This window comes from Janthinobacterium sp. HH102 (assembly GCF_001758625.2).
Taxonomy (GTDB): domain Bacteria; phylum Pseudomonadota; class Gammaproteobacteria; order Burkholderiales; family Burkholderiaceae_D; genus Janthinobacterium.
The window spans coordinates 1,845,870-1,865,130 of sequence record NZ_CP062062.1; the positions used below are offsets into that span (position 1 = coordinate 1,845,870).

The 19,261-nt window shown below is 59.6% G+C and carries 18 protein-coding genes and 1 other RNA gene; 14 read left to right on the forward strand and 5 right to left on the reverse strand.

What is annotated here, in order from left to right; translation table 11 throughout:
* Positions 1–369: 369 nt before the first annotated feature.
* Entirely contained in the window at positions 370–708 is a 339-nt protein-coding gene (locus JAB4_RS08445) for a hypothetical protein (RefSeq protein WP_139143670.1), read from the forward strand.
* A 10-nt stretch (positions 709–718) separates the two neighbouring features.
* Positions 719–1,357: an SOS response-associated peptidase family protein gene (locus tag JAB4_RS08450; protein ID WP_070219392.1), complete on the forward strand. Its 639-nt coding sequence runs from the start codon at positions 719–721 to the stop codon at positions 1,355–1,357.
* A 535-nt stretch (positions 1,358–1,892) separates the two neighbouring features.
* Here JAB4_RS08450 and JAB4_RS08455 read toward each other — a convergent pair.
* Complete coding sequence (locus JAB4_RS08455; protein ID WP_139143671.1) at positions 1,893–2,135, reverse strand: hypothetical protein; 243 nt, start codon at positions 2,133–2,135, stop codon at positions 1,893–1,895.
* A gap of 295 nt (positions 2,136–2,430) precedes the next feature.
* Between JAB4_RS08455 and JAB4_RS08460 the strand changes: the two genes are divergently transcribed.
* The gene (locus JAB4_RS08460) at positions 2,431–2,808 is read left to right on the forward strand and encodes a response regulator (RefSeq protein ID WP_070219393.1); all 378 of its coding nucleotides are present in this window, start codon (positions 2,431–2,433) and stop codon (positions 2,806–2,808) included.
* A 286-nt stretch (positions 2,809–3,094) separates the two neighbouring features.
* On the opposite strand, the gene ssrA is transcribed toward JAB4_RS08460, so the two are convergent.
* From ssrA to ompA, 4 genes are all read right to left on the reverse strand, one after another.
* Positions 3,095–3,455, reverse strand: a transfer-messenger RNA (tmRNA) gene (gene ssrA / locus JAB4_RS08465).
* A 91-nt stretch (positions 3,456–3,546) separates the two neighbouring features.
* On the reverse strand, positions 3,547–4,251 hold the full coding sequence (locus JAB4_RS08470; RefSeq protein ID WP_070219421.1) for an HAD-IA family hydrolase: 705 nt from the start codon (positions 4,249–4,251) through the stop codon (positions 3,547–3,549).
* Positions 4,252–4,319: 68 nt separating this feature from the next.
* Entirely contained in the window at positions 4,320–5,015 is a 696-nt protein-coding gene (ubiG, locus tag JAB4_RS08475; protein WP_070219394.1) for a bifunctional 2-polyprenyl-6-hydroxyphenol methylase/3-demethylubiquinol 3-O-methyltransferase UbiG, read from the reverse strand.
* Between the two features lie 125 nt (positions 5,016–5,140).
* Entirely contained in the window at positions 5,141–5,851 is a 711-nt protein-coding gene (gene ompA, locus JAB4_RS08480) for an outer membrane protein OmpA (RefSeq protein WP_070219395.1), read from the reverse strand.
* Positions 5,852–6,507: 656 nt separating this feature from the next.
* Here ompA and gyrA point away from each other — a divergent pair.
* The 11 genes from gyrA (at position 6,508) to JAB4_RS08535 (ending at position 19,257) form a co-directional block, all read left to right on the forward strand.
* The gene (gyrA, locus tag JAB4_RS08485) at positions 6,508–9,186 is read left to right on the forward strand and encodes a DNA gyrase subunit A (protein WP_070219396.1); all 2,679 of its coding nucleotides are present in this window, start codon (positions 6,508–6,510) and stop codon (positions 9,184–9,186) included.
* 154 nt (positions 9,187–9,340) lie between these two features.
* The gene (locus JAB4_RS08490; protein ID WP_070219422.1) at positions 9,341–9,925 is read left to right on the forward strand and encodes a DUF2059 domain-containing protein; all 585 of its coding nucleotides are present in this window, start codon (positions 9,341–9,343) and stop codon (positions 9,923–9,925) included.
* Between the two features lie 26 nt (positions 9,926–9,951).
* Positions 9,952–11,058 (forward strand): 3-phosphoserine/phosphohydroxythreonine transaminase, encoded by a 1,107-nt coding sequence (gene serC, locus JAB4_RS08495; RefSeq protein ID WP_227742119.1) that lies wholly within the window; start codon positions 9,952–9,954, stop codon positions 11,056–11,058.
* A gap of 83 nt (positions 11,059–11,141) precedes the next feature.
* Positions 11,142–12,212 carry a prephenate dehydratase gene (gene pheA, locus JAB4_RS08500; RefSeq protein ID WP_070219397.1) on the forward strand — a complete coding sequence of 357 codons (1,071 nt, stop codon included), beginning with the start codon at positions 11,142–11,144 and terminating at the stop codon, positions 12,210–12,212.
* Positions 12,213–12,385: 173 nt separating this feature from the next.
* Positions 12,386–13,492: a histidinol-phosphate transaminase gene (hisC, locus tag JAB4_RS08505; RefSeq protein WP_070219398.1), complete on the forward strand. Its 1,107-nt coding sequence runs from the start codon at positions 12,386–12,388 to the stop codon at positions 13,490–13,492.
* A 4-nt stretch (positions 13,493–13,496) separates the two neighbouring features.
* Positions 13,497–14,405, forward strand: a complete 909-nt coding sequence (locus JAB4_RS08510) for a prephenate dehydrogenase/arogenate dehydrogenase family protein (RefSeq protein ID WP_070219399.1) — start codon at positions 13,497–13,499, stop codon at positions 14,403–14,405.
* A gap of 18 nt (positions 14,406–14,423) precedes the next feature.
* Positions 14,424–15,779 carry a 3-phosphoshikimate 1-carboxyvinyltransferase gene (gene aroA / locus JAB4_RS08515; protein WP_034751802.1) on the forward strand — a complete coding sequence of 452 codons (1,356 nt, stop codon included), beginning with the start codon at positions 14,424–14,426 and terminating at the stop codon, positions 15,777–15,779.
* Between the two features lie 111 nt (positions 15,780–15,890).
* Positions 15,891–16,559 carry a (d)CMP kinase gene (cmk, locus tag JAB4_RS08520; RefSeq protein ID WP_070219400.1) on the forward strand — a complete coding sequence of 223 codons (669 nt, stop codon included), beginning with the start codon at positions 15,891–15,893 and terminating at the stop codon, positions 16,557–16,559.
* 119 nt (positions 16,560–16,678) lie between these two features.
* Positions 16,679–18,391: a 30S ribosomal protein S1 gene (gene rpsA, locus JAB4_RS08525; protein WP_071650172.1), complete on the forward strand. Its 1,713-nt coding sequence runs from the start codon at positions 16,679–16,681 to the stop codon at positions 18,389–18,391.
* Between the two features lie 17 nt (positions 18,392–18,408).
* A complete protein-coding gene (locus JAB4_RS08530) occupies positions 18,409–18,714 on the forward strand; it encodes an integration host factor subunit beta (RefSeq protein WP_008446215.1) in 306 nt (101 codons plus the stop codon).
* A 240-nt stretch (positions 18,715–18,954) separates the two neighbouring features.
* Positions 18,955–19,257, forward strand: a complete 303-nt coding sequence (locus JAB4_RS08535) for a LapA family protein (protein WP_029496228.1) — start codon at positions 18,955–18,957, stop codon at positions 19,255–19,257.
* Positions 19,258–19,261: the final 4 nt, after the last annotated feature.

Here is a 19,261-nt window from a genome sequence, read left to right on the forward strand (position 1 = left end):
AAAAAGCCCATTTCGGCCCGGCGCGCGCAGTTGTCCCCCCTCCACACCTGCCCGCTATATAGGGCTCTTTTGACTCAAATTTGCGCCATGGCCGAAGGCGCATGAGGACTGGCGCGGCGGGGCGAAGAGGGGGCATGCGATTTGACGCATTTTGACGCACTTTGAGCGGTTTTTGGTGCGGGTGGTGGGCCACGCGGGAACAGCGTTGTTTTCGCGCTGCGCCGCGCCCTGGCGCGGTTCTGGCCGCTATATTGACGTCTTTGTTCTGAGCATCATTCATCTTCATGCCCCGCATCATTGCCGAGTATTGCGACCTCAAGAACTTTTGATATACTGTATTTATATACAGTACTTTATTCAGGTGTCACAATGATTGTAAAAATGTTAAAGATGCGCCTTGCCGGTGTGGAGGTGCCCAAGCGACGGCTGCATGACCGCTACAACTCAGCACGGCCCGGAACGTTGGAAGTCGTCGAAACGACAGACCAGGGCTTGCACCGTTTGGTCAAACTGGCCCGCTTCACTTATGGCGAAAGCGGAAACCACGTTGACACACTTTTCGATGTGAATTTGCTTTGGTATCGGGATGGGCGCATGGTGTTGTCAGGGTTTGAGCGCAGCAAAAAAGATATGCAATTTTGCGACTATGCGCAGTCCTGGCTGTGTTTTGTCGGGACGGAGCCGCCGCCAGTGCCAGAAGGCAGGTAGAATAAATTGCATGTGCGCCGACTATACCCCCAGCCGTAGCGATCAGATCGAACAGCATTTCGCTGTCCGCTCCCCTCAATTTGATTTGCCGCCGGAAGCTTGGCCAGGCTACATGGCACCGATCATTCGCGCGTCGCACGACGTGCCCGGTGAGCTGGAAGTCGCTCCGGCATGTTTCGGGATAGTGCCCCATTGGGCCGATATGAAGCTGGCGCGCCAGACCTACAACGCCCGCACCGAAACCGTGGCGCAGAAGCCATCCTTCCGCAATGCCTGGAAGCGTAAACAGTTCTGCATTATCCCTGCAGATAATTTCTTTGAACCTTGCTATGAGACTGGAAAGCCGGTTCGCTGGCGCATCGAGCGCGCAGATGGAATGCCGGCCGCCATCGCCGGGATATGGGAATTCCGGCCGCAAGATTTGCTGTTGTCGTTCTCGATGCTGACGATAAATGCCGATGGCCACCCGCTCATGCAGCGTTTCCACAAGCCGGATGATGAAAAGCGGATGGTGATGATCCTCGACCCGGACCAGTATCACGGCTGGCTCGATGGTTCCCTTGTGAGCCAAGAGGATTTGTTCCAGCAGTATCCAGCAGAACGCCTAATAGCTGTAGCTGATCCGCTTCCGCCGCGTGTGAAAAAATGAACACGCGCTGGGCGCTTGCGAGCTAGGGGCCGGTCAGACAATCGGACAAAAGCTTAACAGCTTTGTGCTTCAACGCAGTGCAAATTTCACCACGCCAGTTCTATAAAAGCAGAGGTCGTGTCCAAATGTCAGTCTTGATTGCCGCTCTGGACTACGGCTCTGGCTGTGCAGTGTGCAACATTCGATCTGGCCTCAAAATCAGCGAAGCCGCCAGGTTCACAGGTTGACCAAGCTATGTTGTTTCTCCTTTCGGCGCGCCTTAAAACCACCCTTACCGCCACGGACATGTCAATGTTATGGCGACGCATGTAGAGGATGGCATGTAGAGATCCTAATCGTTCTTCCATATCGATGGCTGAATTGACGATCGACTCGGAAAGAGCGTCAATTCTGCGTTCGTTCGCGGGGTCTGGGGATAAAAAAACAATATTCATTTTTTCATCTCTCGCTTTATATCTAGAAGTACTAACATCACGAGAAACTGACGTTAGAGAGTCGGTTGAGACTCCTTCGGCCAGGAAGTGGATTTGCCATCTTATGGCACAAGTGCAACCACTCCGCCTGTTTCTATGAGCTGACATGCTAACGCAGAAGCTTCGATCCGTGCCGCATGCTCCGATTTAAATACACTTGGCGTTGGGATTTCAACAATAGGGGAATACTGAATCCCTGCATGAGCGGTTAAGAGGACCATGCCCTGATACATGCCGTTCACTTTCCTGTAGGCAACTATCTGGTACTCATAGTCACCATGTTGCAATTTTTGGTCATTTCCCATTTACGCCTCCGCTATGAAAGATGTTGGGTAGTCAATTTCGAATTTGTATTTTAGAGCATTTTTTGAAATTGAAAAGCACACTACAGTCAGCAACTAATATGCGTTTTGGTCCAGTGGAAACCAATGACATTATTTCATTTTTTGCATGTTTTTCTGAAAGTTATGTATAATCTCAATCAGGCAATCTTATCCTCAGTCCTCACCCCTGACTGTTCAAAATTTCAGCCGCCTTGAACTTGCCGGCTCAATATGTGTCCTTACATTTGGATGCATCAGAACGAACGGCAGGTGCTGTATGGCAAACCAACTCTACCCCTTGCGAATCATGATTGTTGATGACAATCGTGATGCCGCCGATCTTGTCGCGGAATTTCTTGTGATGTGTGGCCATGAGGCTGTCCCGGTATATGGCGGCGCCGAGGCACTGCAGACGGCCGATAGTTTTATCCCTGATGTGGTCTTCCTTGATTTGGGAATGCCTGGTGTGAACGGCTTGGAGGTCGCCTCCACCCTCCGGCAGGCGTCTCGCTTCCAGCACATCAAAATGATTGCCCTTACTGCGTGGAGTGATGACGTCACTCGGATGCAGACTAAGGCCGTGGGTTTCGATCATCATTTGGTCAAGCCGGCAGACTTGGACGACATACTCGGACTGTTGAGTGTCGGCGCTTGAGCGTCGGAATCGTCTGGCCTGGTAACATCGAATTGACTCTTTGCTCACTAAGTCAGCGAATGAACTTACTTCGCCGCCCCGCTGACATGGGATAGCGAAGGCGAGCGTTGTTTCTTATGTGCGTGGTGAGGTATTGTTAACGTGCCGATGCCAGATCAGGGTACGAGGCGTGTACACAGAAAAAAAGGCTGTCATTTTGTTGTCATTCCCAGGCTAAAACAGCCCAAAAACAACCCAAATAATGGCAGCCTTCTTCTTGCTAACTACTTGATTCTAAAGAATTCAGTGGTGGAGACGGCGGGAATCGAACCCGCGTCCGCAAGCACTCCACAGACAGTTCTACATACTTAGCACTATCATTTAATTTAACTCAGCCAGCACGGATGTGCACGTTATGGGCAAGCGAGTTACCTATTATTTAGTCGGACGCTAAGTAACCCAGCATACGACGAGTCCCTGTAAATGACTCTAGAGCTTTTGACGGCCCACCCCAGGGACGAGGTGTTCTAGAGCTAACAGCGATTAAGCTGCCAGTGCGTACGAGTTATCGTTTGCAGTTAAGTTTTTTCAGGTTGTATTTACGAGGTAGCCCGCCCTCGGTATGCCCTGCACTGCTTTGCAACCCACGTCGAAACCAGGTCGTCCCCACAGAACCTTCATTGTAGCGCAATCTTCACACTCTTGCATGATGCATTCGCAGTAATGGATAGAAGGCCAGGCAGATGCAGTATCAAGCCATCAAGCCGCCAGCTGCCGCTCCTGCGCCGCCTTCACCACAGTACTCACCAGCTCGAGCAACGCTTGCGGCGTATCGAGCAAATGGTCGGCGTTCCAGTGCTGCGGCTCGACGGGGCCGCAGTAGCCCCAGGCGCAGGCGACCGTGCGCATGCCGGCGGCGCGGCCGGCCTGGATGTCGCGCAGGTCGTCGCCCACGTACCAGCAGTCTTCCGGCGCCAGGTCCAGGCGGCGGGCCGCTTCGAGCAGGGGGGCGGGGTGCGGTTTCGGGTACGCCATGGTGTCGCCCGAGATCACGCAGCCGGCGCCGCCCAGGCCGATCTGGCCCACCAGCGGGTCGGTGAAGCGGGCGGCCTTGTTGGTGACCACGCCCCAGGCCAGGCCCAGGGCGCTCAAGCCTTCCAGCATGGCGGGGATGCCGTCGAATAAACGGCTTTCCACGGCCAGGGCCGCTTCGTAATTGTTCAGGAAACCGTCTTTCAGCGCTTCGTATCCGCTTTCGCCCGGTTGGACGCCATACGATGCGCCTATCATGCCGCGCGCGCCGGCCGAGGCCGTGGGGCGCAGGATGTCATACGGAGTCGGCGCCAGGCCGGCGCGCGCGCGCAGCAGGTTGATGGCCGCCGCCAGGTCGGGCGCGGTGTCGGCCAGGGTGCCGTCGAGGTCGAACAGGATGGCGCGCGGGGCTGGCAGATGGTCAGTGATCATGGCGGGCAAAGTGTGTCAAGTGGGAATGAAAAATGGCGGCCGCAGCCGCCTTGTATTGTGCGTGATGGTTACAGCGGCCGGGTGCAGGCCACCAGATAATTGACGCTGGTATCGCTATTAAGTGAGTAAATCTTGGTCAGCGGATTGTAGCCCATGCCGCGCATGCTGTTGACGTCCAGGCCGGCACTGCGCAGGTATTGCGACAGTTCGGCCGGGGTGATGAATTTGTCATAGTCGTGCGTGCCTTTCGGCAGCAGACGCAGCAGGTATTCGGCGCCCAGGATGGCGAACAGATACGCTTTCGGGTTGCGGTTCAGGGTCGACAGGAAAACGTGGCCGCCCGGTTTCACCAGGGTGGCGCAAGCCTTGACGATGGCGGCGGGGTCCGGCACGTGCTCGAGCATTTCCATGCACGTCACGACGTCGTACTGGCCCGGCTCTTCCGCGGCCATGGCTTCGGCGGCGATCAGCTTGTAGCGTACCTTGGCACCGGATTCCAGGCTGTGCAGGTCGGCAACTTTCAATGCCTTGTCGGACAGGTCGATGCCCGTCACGTCGGCGCCCTTGCGGGCCATCGATTCGGCCAGGATGCCGCCGCCGCAGCCGATGTCGATCACGCGTTTGCCGGCCAGCGGCACTTTCGCGTTGATCCATTCCAGGCGCAGGGGATTAATTTCGTGCAGGGGACGAAACTCGGAAGTGGGGTCCCACCAGCGGTGGGCCAGCTCACTGAATTTTTGGATTTCGAGAGGGTCGGCGTTCATAGGTCGAATAATAGCGGCAATTTTACAATTGGGCAGCCACGGACGAAAAAAAACCCCGCCGTGGCGGGGTTTTTCAGCTGTTCTTGACTTGCGCGATGATTTGCGCCGAGTCGAGGGGGCAGCTATTACTTGTTGCGGGTACCAACAACTTCGATTTCCACGCGACGGTTTTTCGCACGGCCTTCGGCAGTTTTGTTATCAGCAACAGGTTGTTTTTCGCCTTTGCCTTCGGTGTACACGCGGTTGCTTTCAACGCCTTTGGTAACCAGGTAGGCTTTGACAGCATCAGCACGACGTACCGACAGTTTTTGGTTGTAAGCATCGGTGCCGACGGAGTCGGTGTGACCCACAGCGATGATGACTTCCAGGTTGATGCCGCCCAGTTGTGCGGTCAGCTCGTCCAGCTTGGCTTTGCCTTCTGGCTTCAGCGTAGCTTTGTCGAAATCGAAGAATGCATCAGCGGCGAAGCTGACTTTTTCCGAGGTAGGAGCAACGACGACTGGCACTGGCACGACTGGTGCTGGTGCTGGTGCAGGTACGACTGGCGCTGGAGGTGCTACGCATTTGCCGTCTTGCAGGGTTTCTGGCTCTACGCACAGTGGTACGTCGCAACCTGGCACTGCGTCAGCAGGTGTCCAGTAGCCGGTGCGCCAGCACAGGCCGAATGGGTCACGCACGATCACGCCGCGGGCATCTTGCACGTAAGCGCTTTTTGGGCTTGGTGCTTGGATGTCAGTGGTAACTGGCGCGAATGGTGGGGAGGTTGGGGTTTGGGCCGAAGCCGAGCCAGCAATCACTGCGGATGCAGCGAAAAACAGCGTTACAAATTTATTCATTCTTTTTTCCTTTCGGGGGGTGATATCCGCAGAACAACACTGCGCTACTGGTGCTACGTGCCAAGATTTTATCATGTAGACCATATGCGCTCGTTTCAGATTGCGAAACTAGCAATTAACTTCCCAGTCATTTTGCCACACGCATCAGGGGCGCACGACCGTGGTTAAATCAAAGCTTGCCCGATTTTAGACCGTGCGTTGTTTTTGCGCAACGAAAATGCCCATTTGTAACGCATCTGTAACAATTGATCGCTTTTCTTGCCACTTTTAAGGGCAGGTGTCTTGAACTGACATTGCCGTTGTGCATTATCGGCAGGGCAACATGCACGACCCCGGTGCAAACTGCCAATGTTGCTGGTCTGGCCAATTTGTACAGGTAGCTGGGCGCGCATGCTAAAATCGTGCGCTTGACTGTTAAGAGTGCCGGGCAAATGCCCACGGCGGCACTGCATGGCCAGCACGTACCCTTGCGGTACCCGTACTGGCCTTGCCGCCAGCCCGCCGATTTGTTTTGGCACTCTGCGACATGGAAGCCGGGCCACGCCAGCAGCGCGCGGCGCGGCGTCCACGACGACAGCCACCCAGGATATGCAGTATTGCGTCATACATTGCGTAACAGATAAGTTAACCACAGCCTGAGATCAGTCGAACCGCCAATGGATCAATTCGCAAAAGAAACAATTCCTATTTCCCTCGAAGAAGAGATGCGCAAGAGCTACCTCGATTACGCCATGAGCGTGATCGTCGGTCGCGCCTTGCCCGATGCGCGCGATGGCTTGAAGCCAGTGCACCGCCGCGTCTTGTTCGCGATGCATGAAATGAATAACGTGTGGAACCGCCCTTACGTCAAGTGCGCCCGCGTGGTCGGCGAAACCATGGGTAAATACCATCCCCACGGCGATGCCTCGATCTACGACACACTGGTGCGCATGGCGCAGGATTTCTCGCTGCGCTACATGCTCGTCGATGGCCAGGGCAACTTCGGTTCCGTCGACGGCGACGGCGCCGCGGCGATGCGTTACACCGAGTGCCGCCTCGACAAGATCGCCGGCGAGCTGCTGGCCGATATCGACAAGGACACCGTCGACTTCCAGCCCAACTACGACGGCAAGGAAAAGGAACCGACGGTCTTGCCGACGCGTATCCCGAACCTGCTGATCAATGGCTCGTCCGGTATTGCCGTCGGCATGGCGACGAACATTCCGCCACACAACATCACCGAAGTCATCGACGGCGCGCTGCACGTGCTGCGCAATCCCGAGTGCACGATCGATGAATTGATCGAGCTGATCCCGGCGCCGGACTTCCCGACGGCCGGCATCATCTATGGCGTGTCCGGCGTGCGCGACGGCTACCGCACGGGCCGCGGCCGCGTCGTCATGCGCGCCAAGACCCACTTCGAGGAATACGGCAAGGATGGTGGCCGCATCGCCATCATCGTCGACGAGCTGCCATTCCAGGTCAACAAGAAATCCTTGCTGGAACGTATCGCTGAAAACGTGCGCGACAAGAAGCTCGACGGCATTTCCGACATCCGCGACGAATCCGACAAGTCGGGCATGCGCGTGGTGATCGAGCTGAAGCGGGGCGAAGTGCCGGAAGTGGTGCTCAACAACCTGTACAAGCAGACCCAGTTGCAAGACACCTTCGGCATGAACATGGTGGCCCTGGTCGATGGTCAGCCGAAGCTGCTGAACCTCAAGCAGATGCTACAATGCTTCCTGTCGCACCGCCGCGAAGTGGTCACGCGCCGCACCGTGTTCGAACTGCGCAAGGCGCGCGAACGCGGTCACGTGCTCGAAGGCCTGGCGGTCGCGCTGGCCAACATCGATGACTTCATCGCCATCATCAAGGCCGCGCCGACGCCGCCTATCGCCAAGGTCGAACTGATGGCCAAGGCCTGGGATTCGTCCGTCGTGCGCGAAATGCTGGCCCGTACGGGCGACGGCACGACGCCGGGCGGAGTCGATGCCTACCGTCCGGAAAACCTGCCGAAACACTACGGCATGCAGACGGATGGCCTGTACAAGCTGTCGGACGACCAGGCGCAGGAAATTCTGCAGATGCGCCTGCAGCGCCTGACCGGCCTGGAGCAGGACAAGATCGTCAACGAGTACAAGGACGTGATGGAACATATCGCCGACTTGCTCGACATCCTGGCCAAGCCGGAACGCGTCACCGTCATCATTACCGATGAAATGACCCTGGCGAAGAACGAATACGGCGCCGGCAACAAGGACGTGCGCCGCTCGCAGATCGAGCTGAACGCGACCGACCTGGAAACGGAAGACCTGATCACGCCGCAGGACATGGTCGTGACCCTGTCGCACACCGGCTACATGAAGGCCCAGCCGATCACCGAATACCGCGCGCAGAAGCGCGGCGGACGCGGCAAGCAGGCCATGGCGACCAAAGAGGAAGACTGGATCGACCAGCTGTTCATCGCCAACACGCACGACTACATCCTGTGCTTCTCGGATCGCGGCCGCATGTACTGGCTGAAGGTGTGGGAAGTGCCGCAAGGCTCGCGCAACTCGCGCGGCAAGCCGATCGTCAACATGTTCCCGCTGCAGGACAACGAAAAGATCACCGTGATCCTGCCGCTGTCGGGCGAGAACCGCACGTTCCCGGAAGACCATTACGTGTTCATGTCGACCAGCCTCGGTACCGTCAAGAAGACGCCGCTGAAGGACTTCAGCAATCCACGCAAGGCCGGCATCATCGCGGTCGACCTGGACGACGGCGACTTCCTGATCGGCGCGGCGCTGACGGACGGCCAGCACGACGTGATGCTGTTCTCCGATTCGGGCAAGGCAGTGCGCTTCGACGAAAACGATGTGCGTCCGATGGGCCGCACGGCGCGCGGCGTGCGCGGCATGAACCTGGAAGAAGGCCAGCACGTGATCGCCCTGCTGGTGGCCGAGAACGAGCAGCAGTCGGTGCTGACGGCCACGGAAAACGGTTACGGCAAGCGTACGCCGATCACCGAATACACGCGCCATGGCCGTGGCACGAAAGGCATGATCGCCATCCAGACCAGCGAGCGCAACGGTAAAGTGGTTGCCGCGACCCTGGTCGATGCCAGCGATGAAATCATGCTGATCACCACCGGCGGCGTCTTGATCCGCACCCGCGTGTCGGAAATCCGCGAGATGGGCCGCGCGACACAGGGCGTGACCCTGATCGCCGTGGAAGACGGCACCAAGCTGTCCGGCCTGCAGCGCGTGGTGGAAACGGATATCGACGAAGTCGAGCTGACGACGGAGGCGGGCACGGATGCCGCACCGGCAGCGGCCGAACCAGCCGATCCTGTCGACCCGGCCCAGCCGGAGTAAGATGATTGGGGCTCTTTCGGGAGCCCCAATTGCTATTGGCGCGTCTTTTCGTGGTGCTGCCAGCAGAATTTCGTAGGTCGGCTTAGCCCGTCGGGCGTAAGCCGACATGCATCCGGCAGTGCCCTTTTACCAGTCATTCAACATCCCGCATGTCATGAGAAAAATCGTCGCCACCTTCTTCGCCGCGTTTTCGCTGGCCTTCCTTGCGACCCTGCCGGCCCTGGCCCAGAGCACGCAAGCCACACCCGCGCGCCAGGCGGCGCCAAGCCCCGCCATGAAAGTGGCCGTGCGGCGCATGCTCGACGCGATGCAGTTCCCGCAACTGACGCGCAGCATCTTCGACCAGATGCTGCAATCTGTGCCCGCCATGATCCGCCAGTCGGCGCAGCAGCAAATCAACAGCAACCCGAAACTGGACGAGCAGCGCAAGGCGCGCGCGCTGGCCAGCGCCGAGGAAGAAATCCCCCTGGCCATCGCCACCCTGACGCAGGTACTGGCCGACCCGACCCTGATCGACGAGCTGGGCGACGAAATGGTGCCCCTGTATGCGCGTTTTTACACGGTGCCGGAAGTCGAGCAGCTGACGGCCTTCTACAAGACGCCGCTGGGCCGCAAGATGCTGGCCACCATGCCGCAGCTGTCGGCCGAATCGATGGCCATCAGCCAGCGCGTGCTGATCCCCCGCGTGAACGCCGTGCTTGATCAGGTCATGCGGGCGGCCACGCAGTCGCCCCAATAATTCTCATTTTCGCCAAGGACTGTATCGTGACCCATCAAGCCTTAAGCCCTATTTACAACTTCTCCGCCGGCCCCGCCGTCCTGCCCAAGGAAGTGCTGGCGCAAGCGGCCGCCGAGATGCAGGACTGGCACGGCAGCGGCATGTCGGTGATGGAAATGAGCCACCGTGGTCCCGAATTCATCTCCATTTACAAGCAGGCCGTGGCCGACCTGCGCGAGCTGCTGGCCGTGCCCGAGAACTACAAAATCCTGTTCCTGCAGGGCGGCGGCCTGGGCGAGAACGCCATCATCCCGATGAACCTCGTGGGCCTGGCCGCGCAGCAGCCGGCCACCGTCGACTTCGTGCACACGGGCTCGTGGTCGGGCAAGTCGATCCAGGAAGCGGCCAAGTATGCCAATGTGAACGTGGCCGCGTCCTCGAAGGCTGCCCGTTTCACTGGCGTGCCGCCCGTCGCCGAATGGAAGCTGACGCCAGGCGCCGCCTACCTGCACATCTGCACCAATGAAACCATCGACGGCGTGGAGTTCCAGCAGGCGCCAAGCGTGCCGCCAGGCACCACTATCGTGGCCGACATGTCCTCGCACATTTTGTCGCGCGTGATCGACGTGTCGCAATACGGCGTGATCTTCGGCGGCGCGCAGAAAAATATCGGCCCGGCCGGCCTGACCCTGGTCATCGTGCGCGAAGACTTGCTGGGCAAGGCGCTGCCGATCTGCCCGTCGGCTTTCGACTGGACCATCGTGGCCGAACATGAGTCGATGTACAACACGCCGCCCACCTACGGCATCTATATCGCCGGCCTGGTTTTCCAGTGGCTCAAACGCCAGGGTGGCGTTGCAGCCATGGAACAGCGTAATATTGAGAAAGCGGCGCTGCTGTACGCGGCGCTCGACGCGGACGACTTCTACCAAAACCGGGTCGACCCCGCATACCGTTCGCGCATGACCATCCCGTTCTATCTGCGCGATGAAAGTCTGAACGACGCATTCCTGGCCGGCGCCAAGCAGCGCGGCCTGCTGCAACTGAAGGGCCACAAGTCCGTCGGCGGCATGCGTGCATCGATCTATAACGCGATGCCGATCGAGGGCGTGCAAGCCCTGGTCACCTATTTGAACGAGTTTGCCGGACGCTGAGTCGCTTAACCGACCGCGCCGGCCCGCCGCCGGCGCAGGCCGCGCGGCCATGATTGAAGTACAGCTGACGAAACAAACCATCCATGACCGATAAATTGAAACCGCTGCGCGAACAGATCGATGCGATCGACGCGCAAATCCTCGAACTGCTGAACCGCCGCGCGCAAATCGCCCAGCAGGTGGGCCACGTGAAGGCCGAGACGCAGGCGCCCGTTTTCCGTCCCGAGCGCGAAGCGCAGGTGCTGCGCGGCGTGGCCGAGCGTAATCCCGGCCCCATGGGCAACCGCGAAGTGCAGACCATCTTCCGCGAAATCATGTCGTCCTGCCGCTCGCTGGAAAAGCGCGTGACCGTGGCCTACCTTGGCCCGGCCGGCACCTTCAGCGAACAGGCCGTGTATCAGCAGTTCGGCAGCGCCGTCGAAGGCTTGCCGTGCGCGTCCATCGATGAAGTATTCCGTTCCGCCGAGGCGGGAACGGCGGACTTTGGCGTCGTGCCGATCGAAAATTCCTCGGAAGGCGCCGTCAACCGCACGCTCGACATGATGCTGCAGACTAGCCTCATCATCAGCGGTGAAGTCGCCATTGCCGTGCACCACAGCCTGATGACGAAGAGCGGCAACATGGATGGCGTCACCGCCATCTGCGCCCATTCGCAGGCGCTGGCGCAGTGCCAGGTCTGGCTGAACCAGAACTACCCGCACATCGAGCGCCGCGCCGTGGCCTCGAATGCCGAGGCGGCCCGCATGGCCGGCGAAGACGGCACGGTGGCAGCGATTGCCAGCGAACTGGCCGGCGCGCAGTACAAGCTGGGCGTGGTCAAGGGCCATATCCAGGACGACCCGCACAACCGCACGCGCTTTGCCGTCGTGGGCACCTTGCAGACGGCGCCGTCGGGCAAGGACCAGACCTCGCTGGTGCTGGCCGTGCCGAACAAAGCGGGCGCCGTGTACCAGCTGCTGGCGCCCCTGGCCAAGCACGGCGTGTCGATGACGCGCTTCGAGTCGCGCCCGGCGCGCATGGGCAGCTGGGAGTATTATTTCTATGTCGACGTGGAGGGCCACGTGCACGACGCGGCCGTCGCCCAGGCGCTGGCCGAGCTGCAGAGCAATGCGGCGTTTTTCAAGGTGCTGGGGTCGTATCCGGTCAGTTTGTGACTTCGTTGACTGGTGTCGGATTACGCTGCGCTAATCCGACCTACGGTAAGCTGTAGGTTGGGTTAGCGCAGCGTAACCCAACAAACAACCACGGTAAGCCGTAGCTTGGGTTAGCGCAGCGTAACCCAACAACAGCCACCAGCCTAATCATTCACCAACTTTTAAAGAACACCATGTCTAAAAATATCGGTCCAGAATACGTCCGCGCCATCGCCCCTTATCAGAGCGGCAAACCGATCGCGGAAGTTGCGCGCGAATTCGGCCTCGACGAGGCAGCCATCGTCAAGCTGGCGTCGAATGAAAACCCGTACGGCATGCCGGAATCGGCGAAGCAGGCGATGATCGCCGCCATCGATGACCTGGGCCGCTACCCGGACGCCAACGGCTTCGACTTGAAAGCCGTGCTGTCGAAGCGCTACGACGTGCCGGCCGACTGGATCACCCTGGGCAACGGCAGCAACGACATCCTGGAAATCGCCGCGCACGCCTTCGTGCAGCATGGCCAATCCGTCGTCTACTCGCAGTACTCGTTTGCCGTGTACGCGCTGGCCACGCAAGGCCTGGGTGCGCGCCACATCGTCGTGCCGGCGCAAGCCTACGGCCATGACCTCGACGCGATGGCTGCGGCGATTGCCGACGACACGCGTCTGGTCTTCATCGCCAACCCGAACAACCCGACCGGCACCTTCCTGTCAGCCGCGCAGCTGGAAGCCTTCCTGCAGAAAGTGCCGGCGCATGTCGTCGTCGTGCTCGACGAAGCCTACAACGAATTCCTGTCGGCCGACGACCAGTACGAGTCGACGGCGTGGGTGCGCCAGTATCCGAACCTGGTGGTGTCGCGCACCTTGTCGAAGGCGTATGGCCTGGCCGGCCTGCGCATAGGCTTTGCCATCGCCCAGCCGGTGCTGACGGACCTGATGAACCGCATCCGCCAGCCGTTCAACGTCAACTCGCTGGCGCAGGCCGCCGCGATCGCCGCCCTGAACGACAAGGCATTCCTCGAGCAAAGCGCGCGCAACAACGCGGCCGGCTACCAGCAGTTCACGGAGGCGTTTGATGCCCTGGGCCTGGAATACGTGCCGTCGCACGGCAATTTCGTGCTGGTGAAGGTGGGCGACGATGATGAAGCGGGCGCGCGCGTCAACCTGGCATTGCTCAAGCAGGGCGTGATCGTGCGTCCGGTCGGCAGCTATGGCTTGCCGCAATGGCTGCGCATTTCCATCGGCCTGCCGCAGGAAAACGCCATCCTCATCGCCGCGCTGACGAAAGCGCTGGCCTGACGATATGATGACGCCTGCACTGAACAAGGTAGTCATCTTTGGCGTGGGCCTGATCGGCGGTTCGTTCGCGCGCGCCTTGAAACATGCGGGCGCGGTCGGCACGGTGGTCGGCATGGGCCGCTCGCCGGCCTCGATGGCGCGCGCGTTGGAGCTGGGCATCATCGACGAGATCGGCGGCGACATGGCTGATGCCTTGCTTGGCGCCGACCTGGTGCTGGTTGCCGCGCCCGTGGCGCAGACGGGCGCCATCCTCTCGTCCATCGCGCCGCATCTGCAGCCCGGCACCATCGTCACCGACGCGGGCAGCACGAAAAGCGACGTGGTGGCGGCCGCGCGCGCGGCCCTGGGGGGCAAGGTGGCGCAATTCGTGCCCGGCCACCCGATCGCGGGACGCGAGACGAACGGCCCCGATGCGGCCATCGTCGATCTGTATCAAGGCAAGAAAGTGGTGCTCACGCCGCTGGCGGAAAATAGCGCCGCCGATGTGGAGCGGGTGGCGGCCGCGTGGCGCGCCTGCGGCGCCATCCTGCACACCTTGAGCCCCGAAGAACATGACAAGGTGTTTGCCGCCGTCAGCCACCTGCCGCATCTGCTGGCCTTTGCGCTGGTCGACGACATCGCCAAGAAACCGCACGCGGGCCTGCTGTTCCAATACGCGGCCAGCGGCTTTCGCGACTTTACGCGCATCGCCGGCTCATCGCCGGAAATGTGGCGCGACATCAGCCTGGCCAACCAGCCGGCGCTGCTGCATGAACTGGACGCCTACCTGGCGCAGTTGACGACCTTGCGCGCCCACCTGGCCACGCACGACGGCGCCGCCATCGAGGGCGTGTATGCGAACGCCCAGCACGCGCGCCAGCAATGGATCGAGGCGATCGAAACGGCGGAAGTACCGGCCGCGCCCACACGATAAATACTCAAGGATTCCAGCATGACCCAGACCAAGCACTACCCCCACCATATCGATCTGAAGCCGGTGATGCACGCCGAAGGCACGGTGCGCTTGCCCGGCTCGAAAAGCATTTCCAACCGCGTGCTGCTGCTGGCCGCGCTGGCCAAGGGCACGACGAAGATCATCGACCTGCTCGCCTCCGACGACACCTTCGTCATGCTGACTGCCCTGACGTCGCTGGGCGTCAAATGGACGCAGGATGAATTGACGGGCGATCCGGCCACCGCCCACCAGGTGCACCACGTGGAAGGCTGCGGCGGCGTGTTCCCGCACCACGAGGCGGACCTGTTCATGGGGAACGCCGGCACGGCGATCCGCCCGCTGACGGCGGCGCTGGCCGTGATCGGCGGCGACTACACCTTGCACGGCGTGTCGCGCATGCACGAGCGCCCGATCGGCGACCTGGTCGACGCGCTGAACGCCGTCGGCACGCAGATCGAGTACACGGGCGAGCAGGGCTTCCCGCCGCTGCGCATCCGCCGCGGCCACATCCACGCGCAACGCATCGCCGTGCGCGGCAACGTGTCGAGCCAGTTCCTGACGGCCCTGCTGATGGTGGCGCCGCTGATGGCGCGCGACCATGCCGTGACCATCGATGTCACGGGCGAGCTCATTTCGAAGCCGTATATCGAGATCACCCTGAACCTGATGCGCCGTTTCGGCGTGACCGTCGAGCATGACGGCTGGCAGTCGTTCACCGTGCAGCCGGGCCAGCAGTATCAAAGCCCGGGCACGATCCACGTGGAAGGCGATGCCTCGTCGGCCTCGTATTTCCTGGCGGCCGGCGCCATCGGCGGCGGTCCCGTGCGCGTGGAAGGCGTGGGGCGCGACAGCATCCAGGGCGACGTGCGTTTCGTCGAAGCCTTGCAGCAGATGGGCGCGACCATCACCATGGGCGAGAACTGGATCGAGGCGCGTTCGAACGGCGTGCTGAAAGCCGTCGACATGGACTTTAACCATATTCCCGACGCGGCCATGACGATCGCCGTGGCCGCCCTGTACGCGGACGGTACCTCGACCTTGCGCAATATCGCCAGCTGGCGGGTGAAGGAAACGGACCGCCTGGCCGCCATGGCGACGGAATTGCGCAAACTCGGCGCCGAAGTGGAAGAGGGCGCCGATTACCTGCGCGTGACGCCGCCGGCCGAAATCCAGGCAGCGACCATCGACACGTATGACGACCACCGCATGGCCATGTGCTTCTCGCTCGCTTCGCTGGACGGCGCCGCGCGCCGCGGCAACGAGATGCGCATCAACGACCCGAAATGCGTGGCCAAGACCTTCCCCGAGTATTTCGCCGCCTTCGCGGGGATTGCCAAAGATACTCTTATTTAACCGAAATCCGGGGTCAGACCCTCTCCACCCGCAACGCCAGTTCAGGCGTTGACGCAAGCGGGGGTCTGACCCCAGCCCTTTTGGGTTTAGTTTTTTTAAAGTGACAAAATAATGCCAACATCCACCATCCCAGTCATCGCCATCGACGGCCCCACCGCTTCAGGCAAGGGCACGGTGGCGCACCGCGTGGCCGACAAGCTGGGCTTTCATTACCTGGACTCGGGCGCGCTGTACCGCCTGACGGCCTTGAGCGCGCTGCGCCGCGGCACGGACTTGCGCGACGAGCACGCGCTGGCCAAGCTGGCCGAGCACTTGCCTTGCCACTTCGCCAATGGCGAGATCCTGCTGGCGCAGGAAAATGTCACCGAGCAGATCCGTGCCGAAGAGGTGGGCAACACGGCGTCGAAAATTGCCGTATTGCCAACTGTGCGCCATGCTCTGGTCAGCTTGCAGCTGGGTTTTCGCAAGACGCCGGGCCTTGTGGCCGACGGGCGCGACATGGGCACGGTGATCTTCCCGCATGCCCAATTGAAGGTCTTCCTCACGGCCAGCGTCGAGGCGCGCGCGCAACGGCGCTACAAGCAATTGATAGACAAGGGTTTTTCTGCTAATATGGAAGACCTTCTGATGGATTTGCAGGCGCGGGACGAACGTGATACTCACCGTGCGATTGCGCCGCTGGTCCCCGCGGAAGGGGCGCATGTCCTCGATACGTCGGCAATGACGGCAGATGATGCCGTTGAAACCGTGTTGAAATGGTATGCAGCTGCAGCAAAATAGTGTGATTTCTATGCTATGTGGTGCCCGTTGACGGCTCCTGGCCTGTCCGGGTGTGTCAAAAACCTAACCCAGTTTAAGTCGCATCGTGCGATCTCTGCTGGATAACCTGTGTGAACCCTATGTCTACTGTTACAACTAACGAATCTACCGGTATGGAAAGTTTTGCTGCGCTCTTCGAGGAATCGTTGTCGCGTCAAGATATGCGCTCCGGCGAAGTTATTTCCGCTGAAGTCGTGCGCCTCGACCACAATTTCGTGATCGTGAACGCTGGCCTCAAATCCGAAGCATTCATCCCTGTCGAAGAATTCAAGAACGACCACGGCGAACTGGAAGTCAAAGTTGGTGACTTCGTTTCCGTGGCGATCGAATCGCTGGAAAACGGTTTCGGCGATACCATCCTGTCGCGCGATAAAGCCAAGCGTCTGGCTTCGTGGCTGGCTCTGGAAAAAGCGATGGAATCGGGCGAAATCGTCGTCGGTACCGTCAATGGTAAAGTCAAAGGCGGTCTGACCGTGTTGACCAACGGCATCCGCGCATTCCTGCCGGGCTCGCTGGTTGATACCCGTCCTGTCAAAGACACCACCCCATTCGAAGGCAAAACCCTCGAATTCAAAGTGATCAAGCTCGATCGCAAGCGTAACAACGTGGTTCTGTCCCGCCGCGCCGTCATCGAAGCTTCGATGGGCGAAGAGCGTCAGAAACTGATGGAAACGCTGAAAGAAGGCACGGTCGTGACCGGCGTCGTCAAAAATATCACCGACTACGGCGCGTTCGTGGATCTGGGCGGTATCGATGGCCTGCTGCACATCACCGACCTGGCATGGCGCCGTGTACGTCACCCGTCGGAAGTACTGACGGTTGGCCAGGAAATCACCGCCAAGGTCCTGAAATACGATCAAGAGAAAAACCGTGTTTCGCTGGGTGTGAAACAACTGGGCGACGATCCTTGGACCGGTCTGTCCCGTCGTTACCCACAAAGCACCCGTCTGTTCGGTAAAGTAACGAACCTGACCGACTACGGCGCGTTCGTTGAAGTGGAACAGGGTATCGAAGGTCTGGTACACGTTTCCGAAATGGACTGGACGAACAAAAACGTTGCTCCTAACAAAGTTGTCCAACTGGGCGACGAAGTAGAAGTAATGGTTCTGGAAATCGACGAAGAGCGTCGTCGTATTTCGCTGGGCATGAAACAGTGCAAAGCCAATCCATGGGATGACTTCGGTGTTACCCATAAGAAAGGTGACAAAGTCCGCGGCGCGATCAAATCGATCACCGACTTCGGCGTGTTCATCGGCCTGGCCGGCAACATCGACGGTCTGGTGCACCTGTCCGACCTGTCCTGGACCGAAACCGGCGAAGAAGCCGTGCGTCGCTTCAAGAAAGGTGACGAACTGGAAGCCATCGTTCTGGCCATCGACGTTGAGCGCGAGCGCGTTTCCCTGGGCGTCAAGCAACTGGAAGGTGACCCATTCAACAACTTCGCAGCCATGAACGACAAAGGTTCGCTGGTCACCGGTACCGTTAAATCGGTTGAGCCTAAAGGCGCCGTGATCCAACTGTCCGAAGAAGTTGAAGGCTACCTGCGCGCTTCCGAAATCTCGCGCGACCGCGTTGAAGATGCTGGTACGCACCTGAAAGTCGGCGACACCGTCGAAGCGATGGTGTTGAACATCGACCGCAAAGCCCGTGGTATCCAACTGTCGATCAAAGCGAAAGACAACGTTGAAACCCAGGAAGCCATGCAGAAGATGGCAGCTACCGACAACAACGCAGCTTCGGGCACCACCAGCCTGGGCGCCTTGTTGAAAGCTAAGTTCGATAACAAGAACTAAGACTGCGGATACGGCAGATGACAAAGTCCGAGCTGATCAACCGCCTCGCTGAGCGTTATTCTCAGCTGGTGGCGAAGGATGCGGAGTATGCCGTCAAGACCATTCTCGATGCGATGACCAACGCCCTGGCGACCGGTCAGCGTATCGAGATCCGCGGTTTTGGCAGTTTTGCCCTGAACAGCAGGCCCCCGCGCATCGGCCGCAACCCGAAATCCGGCGACAAGGTGATGGTTCCTGAAAAACGGGTACCCCACTTCAAACCGGGCAAACAGTTGCGCGAGCGGGTGGACGCGATGGTCGGGCAACCGATCATCGAGGATTAATCGTCTGCTGGAAGGCGACATAAAGAGCGGCGTCCTTGGATGCCGCTTTTTTTTGTTAATATGCTGTAGAGCACTGCTCAAACCTACTGCGCGTCGCGCTTTGCGGCCGGCGATGCTCACCGTACTTCAGTACGGTTGCGCTTCTCGGCCACAAATCGCTGCCGCTCGCTACGGTTTGATCAGCACTCTACGTTTGTGCCATGTGGTACGGGCATTTTTTTGTTCACTCTGGACCTATCGATGAAAATCATCTCCACCATCGTTGGCTGTGTTCTTTTCGTCCTGTTCTTCAGTTTTGCGCTGAAGAATGCGCAGGTTGTCGACCTGCATGTTTTCCTCAATTATGAAATTCGCGGCCCCCTGGTCCTGATGCTGCTGGGCTTTTTTGTCGCCGGCGCCAGCCTGGGCGTACTGGCGCTGACGCCGACCGTGTTCCGTCACCGCCGCGAAGCGAACAAGCAAAAGACCACCATTGCCGCGCTGCAGACCGTTGGCGTGGCCAGCAATGTCCAGCCGCAACCGGACAGCGTGAGCGCGCAGTAAGCGG

Coding starts and splice junctions, on each gene's coding strand:
- JAB4_RS08445 (WP_139143670.1), top strand. CDS start 370: ATGATTGTAAAAATGTTAAAGATGCGCCTTGCCGGTGTGGAGGTGCCC.
- JAB4_RS08450 (WP_070219392.1), top strand. CDS start 719: ATGTGCGCCGACTATACCCCCAGCCGTAGCGATCAGATCGAACAGCAT.
- JAB4_RS08455 (WP_139143671.1), bottom strand. CDS start 2,135: ATGGGAAATGACCAAAAATTGCAACATGGTGACTATGAGTACCAGATA.
- JAB4_RS08460 (WP_070219393.1), top strand. CDS start 2,431: ATGGCAAACCAACTCTACCCCTTGCGAATCATGATTGTTGATGACAAT.
- JAB4_RS08470 (WP_070219421.1), bottom strand. CDS start 4,251: ATGATCACTGACCATCTGCCAGCCCCGCGCGCCATCCTGTTCGACCTC.
- ubiG (WP_070219394.1), bottom strand. CDS start 5,015: ATGAACGCCGACCCTCTCGAAATCCAAAAATTCAGTGAGCTGGCCCAC.
- ompA (WP_070219395.1), bottom strand. CDS start 5,851: ATGAATAAATTTGTAACGCTGTTTTTCGCTGCATCCGCAGTGATTGCT.
- gyrA (WP_070219396.1), top strand. CDS start 6,508: ATGGATCAATTCGCAAAAGAAACAATTCCTATTTCCCTCGAAGAAGAG.
- JAB4_RS08490 (WP_070219422.1), top strand. CDS start 9,341: ATGAGAAAAATCGTCGCCACCTTCTTCGCCGCGTTTTCGCTGGCCTTC.
- pheA (WP_070219397.1), top strand. CDS start 11,142: ATGACCGATAAATTGAAACCGCTGCGCGAACAGATCGATGCGATCGAC.
- hisC (WP_070219398.1), top strand. CDS start 12,386: ATGTCTAAAAATATCGGTCCAGAATACGTCCGCGCCATCGCCCCTTAT.
- JAB4_RS08510 (WP_070219399.1), top strand. CDS start 13,497: ATGATGACGCCTGCACTGAACAAGGTAGTCATCTTTGGCGTGGGCCTG.
- aroA (WP_034751802.1), top strand. CDS start 14,424: ATGACCCAGACCAAGCACTACCCCCACCATATCGATCTGAAGCCGGTG.
- cmk (WP_070219400.1), top strand. CDS start 15,891: ATGCCAACATCCACCATCCCAGTCATCGCCATCGACGGCCCCACCGCT.
- rpsA (WP_071650172.1), top strand. CDS start 16,679: ATGTCTACTGTTACAACTAACGAATCTACCGGTATGGAAAGTTTTGCT.
- JAB4_RS08530 (WP_008446215.1), top strand. CDS start 18,409: ATGACAAAGTCCGAGCTGATCAACCGCCTCGCTGAGCGTTATTCTCAG.
- JAB4_RS08535 (WP_029496228.1), top strand. CDS start 18,955: ATGAAAATCATCTCCACCATCGTTGGCTGTGTTCTTTTCGTCCTGTTC.